Source organism: Salmonella sp. 2018103, assembly GCF_026247685.1.
GTDB classification, from domain to species: domain Bacteria; phylum Pseudomonadota; class Gammaproteobacteria; order Enterobacterales; family Enterobacteriaceae; genus Salmonella; species Salmonella enterica.
The window spans coordinates 2,622,777-2,635,706 of record NZ_CP111029.1 but is presented as its reverse complement, the minus strand read 5'-3'; the positions used below and the strand labels follow the sequence as shown (position 1 = coordinate 2,635,706).

At 53.0% G+C, this 12,930-nt stretch carries 13 protein-coding genes and 1 pseudogene; 9 read left to right on the top strand and 5 right to left on the bottom strand.

Going from position 1 to position 12,930, the window contains the following annotated elements:
- Nucleotides 1–4: 4 nt before the first annotated feature.
- Nucleotides 5–823: a DUF72 domain-containing protein gene (locus OLG56_RS12880; RefSeq protein ID WP_207011582.1), complete on the bottom strand. Its 819-nt coding sequence runs from the start codon at nt 821–823 to the stop codon at nt 5–7.
- On the bottom strand, nt 820–1,386 hold the full coding sequence (locus tag OLG56_RS12875) for a hydrolase (protein ID WP_023197261.1): 567 nt from the start codon (nt 1,384–1,386) through the stop codon (nt 820–822). The genes OLG56_RS12880 and OLG56_RS12875 overlap by 4 nt, the downstream gene beginning before the upstream one ends.
- 324 nt (nt 1,387–1,710) lie before the next feature.
- Here OLG56_RS12875 and aspS point away from each other — a divergent pair, with 324 nt between their 5' ends.
- The 4 genes from aspS (at nt 1,711) to ruvC (ending at nt 5,366) form a co-directional block, all read left to right on the top strand.
- Nucleotides 1,711–3,483, top strand: a complete 1,773-nt coding sequence (gene aspS, locus OLG56_RS12870) for an aspartate--tRNA ligase (RefSeq protein WP_001258631.1) — start codon at nt 1,711–1,713, stop codon at nt 3,481–3,483.
- Between the two features lie 102 nt (nt 3,484–3,585).
- The gene (gene nudB / locus OLG56_RS12865) at nt 3,586–4,038 is read left to right on the top strand and encodes a dihydroneopterin triphosphate diphosphatase (protein WP_000653693.1); all 453 of its coding nucleotides are present in this window, start codon (nt 3,586–3,588) and stop codon (nt 4,036–4,038) included.
- Between the two features lie 29 nt (nt 4,039–4,067).
- Nucleotides 4,068–4,808, top strand: a complete 741-nt coding sequence (locus OLG56_RS12860; protein ID WP_000907242.1) for a YebC/PmpR family DNA-binding transcriptional regulator — start codon at nt 4,068–4,070, stop codon at nt 4,806–4,808.
- A 36-nt stretch (nt 4,809–4,844) separates the two neighbouring features.
- Nucleotides 4,845–5,366, top strand: a complete 522-nt coding sequence (gene ruvC, locus OLG56_RS12855; protein ID WP_000022509.1) for a crossover junction endodeoxyribonuclease RuvC — start codon at nt 4,845–4,847, stop codon at nt 5,364–5,366.
- A 1-nt stretch (nt 5,367) separates the two neighbouring features.
- Here ruvC and OLG56_RS12850 read toward each other — a convergent pair whose 3' ends face one another.
- Nucleotides 5,368–5,967 (bottom strand): YebB family permuted papain-like enzyme, encoded by a 600-nt coding sequence (locus OLG56_RS12850; RefSeq protein WP_000716739.1) that lies wholly within the window; start codon nt 5,965–5,967, stop codon nt 5,368–5,370.
- Between the two features lie 210 nt (nt 5,968–6,177).
- Between OLG56_RS12850 and OLG56_RS12845 the strand changes: the two are divergent.
- The 3 genes and pseudogenes from OLG56_RS12845 to ruvB all read left to right on the top strand — a co-directional run bounded on the left by OLG56_RS12845 (nt 6,178) and on the right by ruvB (nt 8,858).
- A pseudogene (locus OLG56_RS12845) lies at nt 6,178–6,869 on the top strand (hypothetical protein).
- Nucleotides 6,870–7,227: 358 nt separating this feature from the next.
- Complete coding sequence (gene ruvA / locus OLG56_RS12840) at nt 7,228–7,839, top strand: Holliday junction branch migration protein RuvA (RefSeq protein WP_000580333.1); 612 nt, start codon at nt 7,228–7,230, stop codon at nt 7,837–7,839.
- An 8-nt stretch (nt 7,840–7,847) separates the two neighbouring features.
- Entirely contained in the window at nt 7,848–8,858 is a 1,011-nt protein-coding gene (gene ruvB, locus OLG56_RS12835) for a Holliday junction branch migration DNA helicase RuvB (RefSeq protein ID WP_052942592.1), read from the top strand.
- 78 nt (nt 8,859–8,936) lie between these two features.
- Here the strand turns inward: ruvB and znuB are convergent, their stop codons facing one another.
- Together znuB and znuC are read right to left on the bottom strand one after the other, a co-directional pair.
- A complete protein-coding gene (gene znuB / locus OLG56_RS12830; RefSeq protein ID WP_000571507.1) occupies nt 8,937–9,722 on the bottom strand; it encodes a zinc ABC transporter permease subunit ZnuB in 786 nt (261 codons plus the stop codon).
- Entirely contained in the window at nt 9,719–10,474 is a 756-nt protein-coding gene (gene znuC, locus OLG56_RS12825; RefSeq protein ID WP_000203023.1) for a zinc ABC transporter ATP-binding protein ZnuC, read from the bottom strand. Before znuC ends, znuB begins: the two co-directional genes overlap by 4 nt.
- Nucleotides 10,475–10,552: 78 nt before the next feature.
- Here znuC and znuA point away from each other — a divergent pair, with 78 nt between their 5' ends.
- Nucleotides 10,553–11,497, top strand: coding sequence for a zinc ABC transporter substrate-binding protein ZnuA (gene znuA, locus OLG56_RS12820; RefSeq protein ID WP_000939597.1), 945 nt, complete (start codon nt 10,553–10,555; stop codon nt 11,495–11,497).
- A 15-nt stretch (nt 11,498–11,512) separates the two neighbouring features.
- Nucleotides 11,513–12,832 (top strand): murein DD-endopeptidase MepM, encoded by a 1,320-nt coding sequence (gene mepM, locus OLG56_RS12815; protein WP_061377508.1) that lies wholly within the window; start codon nt 11,513–11,515, stop codon nt 12,830–12,832.
- Nucleotides 12,833–12,930: the final 98 nt, after the last annotated feature.

The following is a 12,930-nucleotide window of genomic DNA, read 5'->3' as shown; positions in this document are numbered from 1 at the left end:
ATTTTCAGAAAAGAGAAGATTGCTGTGGAATGGACGGAGCAGTGCCGATTTCCGGTAAGACGCTGCGTAAATCATGCCAAAGCGTATTCACCAGTTCCGGCGCCTGCGCGATATCCGGAGTATGTAAAAACAGAAAAGGCGTGGTGGCCTGCCGCCACTGCGGGAGTTTCTGCAACCAGGCGGCGAAAAATTCACGGTTTTGCGCCATATTATCGCTACCGATAAAACGCACCATCGGATGACTAGCCGTCACGACTGCATGTACCGGGACTTTGGGCTTTTTTCGCTGCGCGTCGCGGACGGCCTCGCTGTGGGGATGGGCGGCATGAACCGGACGACTATCCAGGATCACGCGGTTTACGCCGCGCGCGTGTAACCCGCGATTGAGCCGCTGTTCACCCTCACCCTTGTCAAAAAAACACGGATGACGAACTTCTACGCCATAGGTAAACGTGGCGGGGAGCGCATCAAGAAACTGCCATAAGGCGGGGAGATCGCGCGGTCCAAAGGCGGCGGGCAACTGCAGCCAGTATTGGCCAATACGCGTTTCCAGCGGCTCCAGCCGGGTAAAAAACGCCTGTACCAGATCGTCGCAATGGCGCAGCGCGGCCTGGTGAGAAATGGTGGCGGGAAATTTAAAGCAAAAACGGAAATCGTCCGTAGTTTGCGCATACCAGCGATCGACAATTTCCGCTTTCGGTAGCGCGTAAAGCGTGGTGTTGCCCTCCACGCAGTTAAAGTGGCGGGCATACTCTTCCAGACTGGTGATGCCGAGCCGCGCCCATTTCGGGTGCGACCATTGCGGCAAGCCAATGTAGATCATAAGGCGTTTAAAATATCCTCTACGCTGCGTACCCGGCTAATGCGCGGGAAAATATGCGTCATACTGCTCTGATGCTGCTCACTGCTGGCGGCGCTACAGGCATCTTCGGCAATAATAAGGTTAAATCCCAACTCCCAGGCGTTACGCGCTGTGGATTCGACGCCGATATTGGTTGAGATTCCGCACAATATGATGGTGTCGATACCCCGGCGGCGAAGCTGTAATTCCAGGTCGGTGCCGTAAAACGCGCCCCACTGGCGTTTAGTCACTTCCAGATCGCTGTCCTTTTTACCCAATGCCGTAGGCCAGGTCCACCAGTTTTCCGGCAATGCGTGCGCAGGCGTTGCGGCATCCACCGGCTGTTTTAACGCTTCGGCATAATCATCAGACCATCCGACGCGTACCATAACCACGGGCGAGCCGTTGGCGCGACACTTTTCCGCCAGCCGCGCGGCGCGGGCGACCACCTCATTTGCTGTATACGGGCCGCCGGCAAACGGAAGAATTCCTTCCTGTAAATCAATAACCACCAGGGCGGTTGTGGTCGCGTTGAGTTTCAGCATGATAATCACTCTCCTAAAAATAGCGGATTTCACTACACCTTAAGCGCGATTAAAGAGGAAAGCGGCGACAAATATTGTTAATTTTTGTGAGCATACGCAATACCCGCGTGAAAAACCCGGGTACAGTCAGTATGAACCAAGTGTCGATACCGCATGAAACGGGCAAGTTATCGCTCCCATGCTGGATTGACTCTTATCGTGCGGCAGAATTTCCAGTATAATAGCCGCCTTTTTTCATCCAGTTGTGACATACAGCTAAAGCTGCGACTTCGTCGCCTGCATGGCAGGCAACAATCCGCCTGCGGCTAAGTTAAGGGATATCTCATGCGTACAGAATATTGCGGACAGCTACGTCTGTCCCACGTGGGGCAGCAGGTGACTCTGTGTGGTTGGGTCAACCGTCGTCGTGATCTTGGCAGCCTGATCTTTATCGATATGCGCGACCGCGAAGGTATTGTGCAGGTGTTCTTCGATCCGGATCGTGCGGACGCGTTAAAGCTGGCCTCTGAACTGCGTAATGAGTTCTGCATTCAGGTTACGGGCACCGTGCGTGCGCGTGACGCGAAAAACGTCAATGCGGATATGGCGACCGGCGAAATTGAAGTGCTGGCGTCCTCTCTCACTATCATCAACCGCGCAGACTCACTGCCGCTTGACGCTAACCACGTTAATACCGAAGAGGCGCGTCTCAAGTACCGCTATCTGGATTTGCGTCGTCCGGAAATGGCGCAGCGCCTGAAAACCCGCGCCAAAATTACCAGCCTGGTGCGTCGTTTTATGGACGATCACGGTTTCCTTGATATTGAAACGCCGATGCTGACCAAAGCCACGCCGGAAGGCGCGCGCGACTATCTGGTGCCTTCGCGCGTGCACAAAGGTAAATTCTACGCGCTGCCGCAGTCGCCGCAGCTGTTCAAACAGCTCCTGATGATGTCCGGCTTCGACCGCTACTATCAGATCGTAAAATGCTTCCGTGATGAAGACTTACGTGCTGACCGTCAGCCGGAGTTTACTCAGATCGACGTCGAGACCTCCTTTATGACCGCGCCACAGGTGCGCGAAGTGATGGAAGCGCTGGTGCGCCATTTGTGGCTGGAAGTGAAAGGCGTGGATCTGGGGGATTTCCCGGTAATGACGTTTGCCGAAGCGGAACGTCGTTACGGTTCCGACAAGCCAGACCTGCGTAACCCGATGGAGCTGGTAGATGTCGCTGACCTACTGAAATCGGTAGAGTTCGCGGTCTTCGCGGGCCCGGCTAACGATCCGAAAGGCCGCGTGGCAGCGCTGCGTGTGCCGGGCGGCGCACAGCTTAGCCGTAAGCAGATCGACGATTACGGTAACTTTGTTAAGATCTACGGCGCGAAAGGCCTGGCATATATCAAAGTTAACGAGCGCGCGAAAGGTCTGGACGGGATTAACAGTCCGGTGGCCAAGTTCCTGACCGCCGACATTGTCGAGGCCATCCTTGAACGTACCGGCGCGCAGGACGGCGACATGATCTTCTTCGGCGCAGATAACAAAAAAGTGGTTGCCGATGCGCTGGGCGCGCTGCGTCTGAAACTGGGCAAAGACCTGAACCTGACCGACGAAGACAAATGGGCGCCGCTGTGGGTGATTGACTTCCCGATGTTCGAAGACGACGGCGAAGGCGGTCTGACCGCGATGCACCATCCGTTTACCGCTCCGCGTGACATGACGGCGTCTGAACTGAAAACCGCCCCGGAAGAAGCCGTCGCTAACGCTTACGATATGGTGATTAACGGCTATGAAGTGGGCGGCGGTTCGGTGCGTATTCACAACGGTGAAATGCAGCAAACCGTATTTGGTATTCTTGGTATCAATGAGCAGGAGCAGCGCGAGAAGTTCGGCTTCCTGTTGGATGCATTGAAATACGGTACGCCGCCGCATGCGGGCCTGGCGTTTGGTCTGGACCGTCTGACCATGCTGTTGACCGGCACCGACAATATTCGTGATGTTATCGCCTTCCCGAAAACGACCGCCGCCGCGTGTCTGATGACCGAAGCGCCGAGTTTCGCCAACCAGGCAGCGTTGACGGAGTTGGGGATTCAGGTTGTGAAGAAAGCCGAGAATAACTGATATGAACAATGTACACGACATCATTCGCGTGATATCGAGGCGGCCCGCAAGGGGGAGTCTCATCAATGCGCGGCGTCACCCAACAGCCAACAACGAGGTCGCGTGAAGGATAAAGTGTACAAGCGCCCCGTTTCGGTCCTGGTGGTTATTTTCGCGCAGGATACGAAACGGGTGCTAATGTTGCAGCGACGCGATGACCCGGATTTTTGGCAGTCAGTGACTGGCAGCATAGAAGAAGGGGAGACCGCGTTGCAGGCCGCCGTACGTGAAGTCAAAGAAGAGGTCACGATTGATGTTGCGGCAGAGCAACTGACCTTAATCGACTGCCAACGTACGGTGGAGTTTGAAATTTTTTCACATTTACGTCATCGCTATGCGCCGGGCGTCATGCACAATACAGAATTCTGGTTCTGCCTTGCGTTACCGCATGAGCGGCAGGTGATATTCACTGAACATCTGACGTACCAGTGGCTTGATGCGCCTGACGCGGCGGCGCTTACCAAGTCCTGGAGTAACCGGCAAGCGATTGAAGAGTTTGTCATTAACGTCGCCTGAAAAGGCGCGCTTTTTTTGAGGAAATATTTATGGCAGGTCATAGTAAATGGGCCAACACCAGACATCGTAAAGCTGCGCAGGATGCCAAGCGCGGTAAAATCTTCACTAAAATTATTCGTGAACTGGTAACGGCAGCTAAATTGGGCGGCGGCGATCCGGATGCCAACCCGCGTCTGCGCGCGGCCGTAGATAAAGCGCTGGCCAACAACATGACCCGCGACACTCTGAACCGCGCCATCGCTCGCGGTGTGGGCGGTGATGAAGACTCGAACATGGAAACCATCATCTATGAAGGTTATGGTCCTGGCGGCACGGCCATTATGATTGAGTGTCTGAGCGACAACCGTAACCGTACCGTAGCGGAAGTGCGTCATGCTTTCAGCAAGTGCGGCGGTAATCTGGGTACCGATGGCTCAGTGGCGTACCTGTTCAGTAAGAAAGGGGTCATCTCCTTTGAGAAAGGCGATGAAGACACCATCATGGAAGCCGCTCTGGAAGCCGGCGCGGAAGATGTTGTGACCTATGATGATGGCGCGATTGATGTTTACACTGCCTGGGAAGAGATGGGCAAAGTGCGTGACGCGCTGGAAGCGGCGGGTCTGAAAGCAGACAGCGCCGAAGTGTCCATGATCCCGTCAACTAAAGCGGATATGGATGCGGAAACCGCGCCGAAACTGCTACGTCTGATCGATATGCTGGAAGACTGTGACGATGTTCAGGAAGTCTACCATAACGGTGAGATCTCTGATGAGGTGGCGGCGACCCTGTAATGGTGCTGTTAAACGCCGGCGGGCAGGGGGTATAGCGTGTCGATTATTCTCGGTATTGACCCCGGCTCGCGCATTACCGGTTATGGCGTTATCCGCCAGGTAGGCAGACAACTGACCTATCTGGGCAGCGGATGTATTCGCACCAAAGTCGATGATTTGCCGTCTCGTTTGAAGCTTATATACGCAGGCGTGACGGAAATCATCACGCAGTTCCAGCCGGACTATTTTGCTATCGAACAGGTGTTTATGGCGAAAAATGCCGACTCAGCCCTCAAGCTGGGACAGGCGCGCGGCGTCGCGATTGTCGCCGCGGTCAATCAGGAACTGCCCGTGTTTGAATACGCGGCGCGTCAGGTGAAGCAAACCGTCGTCGGTATTGGTAGCGCGGAGAAAAGTCAGGTTCAGCATATGGTGCGCACGTTGCTGAAGCTCCCCGCTAACCCGCAGGCCGATGCCGCGGATGCGCTGGCTATCGCCATTACGCATTGCCACGTTAGCCAGAACGCGATGCAAATGAGCGAGAGCCGACTCAATCTGGCGCGGGGAAGGTTGCGCTAAATCATTCTCCCTCAGCCTCGCGTTGAGGGGTTTCAATTCCACAGGCGCTAATTAATTCTAAATTGGGATGTTGCCACAGGCTGGCGGGCGTCACCGTCTTACGATCCCACGGGATTGAACCTAAAAACCAGAACTTCCAGAAGGCGAGTTTCGCATCAGGATTGCTGTGAAGTAATTCTTCGAATGTCTCAATATCGCCTACCGGAATACACAATGCTTCTTTATAGATATCAAACACAAATTTCGAGCAGAACTGGCGTGATGACTCATATTTAAACCCCGTGTGATAAAACTTATTCAGCCGGGCGGGAACCTGTTCCATGATGGCGAGTTTCTGTTCGACCGTCAGGCCGCCGCACAGGCGACGAACCGCGTAACGTTGTCCGGCTGAACGTTGTATAAACAGTGACAGCGTGGTGACGGTTGAGAGGGGGACGCGGCTTTCCGCCACCAGATAGTCATCACCATTATGACCAATAATAATCCCAACATGGTTGCTCCAGCACTGTGAAGCGGTGGATATCTGGCCGAAAAGCGCGGCACCTATACAGGTAAAGACGATATCCCCGGTTTCATATTGGACAGGATAATGTTTTTTCATCTCTGCATTCCATTATTTGAAATAAATTCCTTTTATTTATTCTACAGGGTAGTTAGCATTATACCAGATAAATGACAAGCCTTAGTGTCATCGAAATATGTATGGTGAATATTTCATTTATTGGAATTAATGTCGTAAATATATCTGGGGGGGGAATTAAGGTGGTAAATTTCTCATCATCTGATCTCTTATATTGACAGGGAGTATTACGTGGTTGATGATAAACCAATGGAATAGGCTGGGTGTTTTATTTTCCTTATATTTTTGTTGCTATTATCCTTCATCTGTTTATTAGTTTTTGTTATTGTTTGAGTATTGATATGGCGGAGGCTAATACCGTTGTTTTTTTATTAAAGCCAGGGACGATTTCATTATTATTTTTACTTCTCCCTGCCAGGCGGTTCAGAACCAGACTGTTGGCAACATTGAGTTCAGTTTTCATTACCTTAGTATTTAACCAGTGGCATTTGGTTGCCGGCAATAAAGAACTGGTTTTGTACCTGCAGGCAGCGTGCTTTATGGCTTTCCTGGCTATGACATCGGTAAAAAAATCCGGGTGGATGATTAGCGCATCATTATTTTTGGTTTGTGCGGCCGGAACGATTCGCCAGTGCTGGCTGGAACAGTTGTTTAACGCTGCCGATATATATATTGTTGATGATGGGCGGAGCAGTGGCGCCAGCGGCCACTGCTTCCAGTATATTGCAGCAAAAGGCCGTGGGTTAGCAGCAAAACGACAGGCACTTTTTAGTAGCGAAGAGTATGTGAATATTTATTATAGTTATTCAGAAGGGATACCAGCCGTGAGTTTCGATGGCATGAAAAATGAGTTTGCACAATATTTATTGTGTCATGGTGAATTAAAATCTGTTATGCGCGATGATAAAACAACATGCGATTAAATTCAGCGCTAGTGGTTAATATTATTACATCTATTCTCGGGTCTGTTTTTGGGAGGCCCGATATTCCGCTGTTGGCATTCGTACTGGATACAGTATTAGTGTTATCAGGATACTCATTATTGAAGACTACCGAACGTGCGCCACGGCATGTTGGCAAAAAGTTATTCGCGTAGGACGCAAAAAGTTGTCAATGTGTGTACGACTTATTTTGTACGCAGCGGGGAGCGTACCCGTCGTTAACCATCGCGGGTTGTCGGAGTAGAGAAATATCGGGATACGTGTTTTTCATCTGGATAAACATCCAGTCTTTTTTTATGATAGTGCATTATCTTTTCAGCCCTTTACGCAGGAGCGTCATGTGATAGGCAGACTCAGAGGCATTATTCTCGAAAAACAACCCCCGATCGTGCTGCTGGAGACAGGGGGCGTAGGCTATGAAGTACATATGCCTATGACCTGCTTTTACGAGCTGCCGGAGGCCGGGCAGGAGGCAATCGTCTTCACCCACTTTGTGGTGCGTGAAGATGCGCAGTTGCTGTACGGATTCAACAATAAGCAAGAGCGCACGCTGTTTAAAGAGCTAATTAAAACGAATGGCGTCGGGCCTAAGCTGGCGCTGGCGATTCTCTCCGGCATGTCGGCGCAGCAGTTCGTGAATGCGGTTGAGCGCGAAGAGCTTGGCGCACTGGTGAAGTTGCCGGGTATCGGCAAGAAAACCGCCGAAAGGCTGATTGTCGAAATGAAAGACCGCTTTAAAGGGCTACATGGCGATCTCTTTACGCCAGCGGTCGACTTGGTATTGACGTCGCCGGCCAGCCCAGGCTCGGAAGATGCTGAGCAAGAAGCAGTTGCTGCGCTGGTGGCGCTGGGTTATAAACCGCAAGAAGCCAGTCGGATGGTAAGCAAGATCGCCCGTCCGGATGCAAGCAGTGAAACACTGATTCGCGACGCGTTACGCGCCGCGTTATGAGGTAAAGGATGATAGAAGCAGATCGCCTGATTTCAGCAGGCGCCACGATCGCAGAAGACATCGCCGATCGCGCCATTCGCCCGAAGTTATTGGCGGAATATGTCGGCCAACCGCAGGTGCGCTCCCAGATGGAGATCTTTATTCAGGCGGCAAAACTGCGTGGCGATGCACTAGATCACTTGCTGATTTTCGGCCCGCCAGGGTTAGGTAAAACGACTCTGGCGAATATCGTTGCCAATGAAATGGGCGTCAATCTCCGAACCACGTCCGGCCCGGTGCTGGAAAAAGCAGGCGATCTGGCGGCTATGCTCACCAATCTTGAACCGCATGATGTGCTGTTTATTGATGAGATTCACCGGCTTTCACCGGTGGTGGAAGAAGTACTCTATCCGGCGATGGAAGATTACCAGTTGGATATTATGATTGGCGAAGGGCCTGCTGCACGTTCAATTAAAATCGATCTGCCGCCGTTTACGCTCATTGGCGCGACGACGCGCGCCGGGTCGTTAACGTCCCCGCTACGCGACCGTTTTGGTATTGTGCAGCGCCTGGAGTTCTACCAGGTGCCCGATCTGCAGCACATCGTCGGGCGCAGCGCAAGGCACATGGGGCTTGAGATGAGCGATGACGGCGCGCTGGAAGTGGCGCGTCGGGCGCGCGGTACGCCGCGTATAGCCAACCGCCTGCTCAGACGTGTGCGTGATTTCGCCGAGGTGAAGCATGACGGGGCTATTTCAGCGGAAATTGCCGCGCAGGCGCTGGATATGCTGAACGTCGATGCGGAAGGGTTTGACTATATGGATCGCAAGCTGCTGCTGGCGGTTATTGATAAATTCTTCGGTGGACCGGTCGGCCTGGATAACCTGGCGGCGGCGATTGGCGAAGAGCGTGAAACCATTGAGGATGTGCTGGAGCCGTATCTGATTCAGCAAGGCTTTTTGCAGCGCACGCCGCGTGGGCGTATGGCAACGGTGCGCGCCTGGAACCATTTCGGGATCACGCCGCCAGAGATGCCTTAGCGCCTGAAGTCGCTGCGTTTATCAGGCCTGGGCGATTTTGTAGGCCCGGTAAGCGCAGCGCCACCGGGCAACACACGCTTAGTTTGCCTGCTTTTTCATCATACTGAAGATAAACAGCAGCGCGGCACACAGCACTACGGATGGCCCTGCCGGGGTATCATAAAAGGCTGAGAAGGTCAGTCCACCTGTAACCGCTATCATACCTACACCAACGGCGACGCCCGCCATCTGCTCCGGCGTACGGGCAAAGCGACGCGCGGTTGCAGCGGGGATAATCAGCAGCGACGTAATGATCAGCGCTCCGACAAACTTCATCGCCACGCCAATGGTTAACGCCGTTACCAGCATCAATAGCAGCTTCACGCGCTGTAACTTCACGCCATCGACAAAGGCAAGATCCGGACTGATAGTCATTGACAGCAAGTTGCGCCACTGCCAGAAGAGAATGGCCAGCACAATAACGACCCCAATAGCGATCGAGATAAGATCTTCCGGCGTGACGGCCAGCAAATCGCCAAACAGATAAGCCATTAAATCAACGCGGACGTTGGACATCAGGCTGACCACGACCAGTCCTAAAGATAAGGCGCTGTGCGCCATAATGCCCAGTAAGGTATCAATCGCGAGGTGAGGGCGTTTCTCCAGCCATACCAGACCGGCGGCCAGCAGCAGCGTAACGGCGATTACCGCATAGAAGGGATTAACGTCCAGCAACAGGCCAAACGCCACGCCCAGAAGCGACGCGTGAGCCAGCGTATCGCCAAAATAGGACATCCGACGCCAGACCACAAATGAGCCCAAAGGACCAGCGGCGCACGCCAGCATCATCCCGGCCAGCCAGCCGGGCAGTAATAATTCAATCATGAGTGACCATTTCCCCGGCGCAGTACAATACGACCCTGTAAATCGTGGCGATGATTATGATGATGGCGATAAATCCCTAATTGCTCCGCGCCTCGCGGGCCAAACATAGAGATAAATTCCGGATGCATAGACACCACTTCCGGCGCGCCGGAACAGCAAATATGATGGTTCAGGCATAACACTTCATCCGTCTTTGCCATGACCAGATGTAGGTCATGCGACACCATCAGCACGGCGCAATCGAGTTCACGGCGCAGCTGATCGATAAGGTCGTATAACGCGACCTGGCCGTTGACATCCACGCCTTGCGTAGGCTCATCAAGTACCAGCAACTGCGGCCTGTTAAGCAGAGCACGGGCCAGCAGTACGCGCTGCGTCTCACCGCCGGAGAGTTTTTGCATGGGCGCGTCAATCAAATGTCCGGCCTGAACGCGTTTAAGCGCCGGGAGAATATCCGTTTTTTGCGTGCCGGGACGTAAACGTAAAAATCGGTTTACCGTCAGCGGAAGCGTGGTATCGAGATAGAGCTTTTGCGGGACATAGCCGATACGGAGTTGCCCGTTGCGCTTGATCACCCCTTCATCAGGGGCTACCAGTCCTAAAACCACGCGTACAAGCGTTGACTTCCCCGCGCCGTTAGGGCCGAGAAGCGTTAAAATTTTTCCGGGGCTCAATTCAAGCGACACGTCAGAGAGGACGCGGCGTTGACCAAATGAGACCGAGACGTTTTCCAGTGAAACTAAACTTGTCATGTTAATTTTAGGCTTGCAGAAGTGATAGAATGTTATAATATCACATTTCACACATTCATTACGATGATTAGTCGCATTATGTTACAGAAAAATACGCTTCTTTTCGCAGCATTATCCGCCGCGCTTTGGGGGAGTGCAACCCAGGCTGCCGACGCCGCCGTTGTCGCTTCGCTTAAACCACTTGGGTTTATCGCTTCCGCCATTGCTGATGGCGTTACGGATACGCAAGTATTACTTCCGGATGGGGCATCCGAGCATGATTATTCATTGCGTCCATCAGACGTAAAACGCTTACAGGGCGCGGACTTAGTCGTCTGGGTTGGCCCGGAAATGGAAGCCTTTATGGAGAAGTCGGTCAGGAATATCCCTGATAATAAGCAGGTTACCATTGCGCAACTTGCCGATGTAAAACCGTTACTCATGAAGGGCGCGGATGATGATGAGGATGAACATGCGCATACGGGCGCCGATGAGGAAAAAGGTGACGTACATCACCATCACGGCGAATATAACATGCATCTTTGGCTCTCCCCAGAGATAGCGCGGGCTACAGCGGTTGCAATCCATGAAAAATTAGTGGAACTTATGCCGCAAAGTCGAGCCAAACTCGACGCCAACCTGAAGGATTTTGAGGCACAATTAGCCGCAACCGATAAACAGGTCGGTAACGAGCTCGCGCCGCTCAAGGGGAAAGGGTATTTCGTTTTTCATGACGCCTACGGTTACTACGAAAAACACTACGGACTCACCCCGCTCGGTCACTTTACCGTGAACCCTGAGATACAACCTGGCGCGCAGCGTTTACATGAAATAAGAACACAGTTGGTTGAGCAAAAAGCAACCTGCGTTTTTGCTGAGCCACAATTCAGGCCAGCGGTCGTGGAAGCCGTGGCGAGAGGGACATCCGTTCGAATGGGAACACTGGACCCCCTCGGGACGAACATTAAACTGGGTAAAACAAGCTATTCAGCGTTTTTAAGCCAATTAGCCAACCAGTATGCGAGCTGCCTGAAAGGAGATTAACGAGGAAGTGAATACGTGCAACAGATAGCCCGCTCTGTCGCCCTGGCATTTAATAATCTGCCCCGACCCCACCGCGTTATGCTGGGGTCACTTACCGTTCTGACACTGGCCGTCGCCGTATGGCGGCCCTATGTTTACCACCCAGAATCCGCGCCAATCGTTAAAACTATTGAACTGGAGAAAAGCGAGGCTCGTTCCCTCTTACCGGAGGCCAGCGAACCCATTGATCAGGCTGCGCAGGAAGATGAAGCTATTCCTCAGGATGAGCTGGACGATAAAACCGCAGGCGAAGTCGGCGTCCATGAATACGTCGTCTCCACAGGCGATACGTTAAGCAGCATTCTGAATCAGTACGGCATCGATATGAGCGATATTAGCCGACTTGCCGCTTCTGATAAGGAGCTGCGCAATCTGAAAATTGGCCAACAGCTTTCCTGGACACTGACCGCCGATGGCGATTTACAGCGTCTGACATGGGAAGTCTCCCGCCGTGAAACGCGTACCTACGATCGCACTGCCAACGGTTTTAAAATGAGCAGTGAAATGCAGCAGGGGGACTGGGTCAACAGTCTGCTGAAAGGTACGGTAGGGGGTAGCTTTGTCGCCAGCGCGAAAGAGGCCGGTTTAACCAGCAGCGAAATCAGCGCAGTGATAAAAGCCATGCAGTGGCAGATGGATTTTCGCAAGCTGAAAAAGGGCGATGAATTTTCGGTTCTGATGTCGCGCGAGATGCTGGATGGCAAGCGTGAACAGAGTCAGTTGTTGGGCGTGCGGATGCGTTCCGATGGTAAAGATTACTACGCCATTCGCGCCGCTGACGGTAAATTCTATGACCGTAACGGGGTTGGCCTGGCGAAAGGCTTTTTACGCTTCCCGACCGCCAAACAGTTCCGCATCTCCTCCAACTTCAATCCGCGCCGTCTGAACCCGGTTACCGGACGCGTTGCGCCGCATCGTGGCGTTGACTTTGCGATGCCGCAGGGTACGCCGGTGCTGTCGGTGGGGGATGGCGAGGTCGTGGTCGCTAAACGTAGCGGCGCTGCCGGTTACTACATTGCGATTCGTCATGGACGCACCTACACCACACGTTATATGCACTTGCGTAAGCTGCTGGTGAAACCGGGGCAAAAAGTGAAACGTGGCGATCGTATTGCGCTTTCTGGTAACACCGGGCGCTCCACAGGGCCGCATCTGCATTATGAGGTATGGATCAACCAGCAAGCCGTTAACCCTCTGACAGCAAAATTGCCGCGCACGGAAGGTCTGACGGGGTCAGATCGTCGTGAATACCTGGCACAGGTGAAAGAGGTTCTGCCACAACTGCGCTTCGATTAACAAATGCGCTGACAGAGCCGGTACGCGATGTGTGCCGGCTTTTTTGTTTTGTGTGAGACGCAGACGTCGCTACACTATTCACAATTCCTTTTCGCGTC

Bases quoted from the DNA above. Each gene is read 5' to 3' on its own strand.
- OLG56_RS12880 (WP_207011582.1), bottom strand. From the start codon at position 823: ATGATCTACATTGGCTTGCCGCAATGGTCGCACCCGAAATGGGCGCGG.
- OLG56_RS12875 (WP_023197261.1), bottom strand. From the start codon at position 1,386: ATGCTGAAACTCAACGCGACCACAACCGCCCTGGTGGTTATTGATTTA.
- aspS (WP_001258631.1), top strand. From the start codon at position 1,711: ATGCGTACAGAATATTGCGGACAGCTACGTCTGTCCCACGTGGGGCAG.
- OLG56_RS12860 (WP_000907242.1), top strand. From the start codon at position 4,068: ATGGCAGGTCATAGTAAATGGGCCAACACCAGACATCGTAAAGCTGCG.
- OLG56_RS12850 (WP_000716739.1), bottom strand. From the start codon at position 5,967: ATGAAAAAACATTATCCTGTCCAATATGAAACCGGGGATATCGTCTTT.
- ruvB (WP_052942592.1), top strand. From the start codon at position 7,848: ATGATAGAAGCAGATCGCCTGATTTCAGCAGGCGCCACGATCGCAGAA.
- znuB (WP_000571507.1), bottom strand. From the start codon at position 9,722: ATGATTGAATTATTACTGCCCGGCTGGCTGGCCGGGATGATGCTGGCG.
- znuC (WP_000203023.1), bottom strand. From the start codon at position 10,474: ATGACAAGTTTAGTTTCACTGGAAAACGTCTCGGTCTCATTTGGTCAA.
- znuA (WP_000939597.1), top strand. From the start codon at position 10,553: ATGTTACAGAAAAATACGCTTCTTTTCGCAGCATTATCCGCCGCGCTT.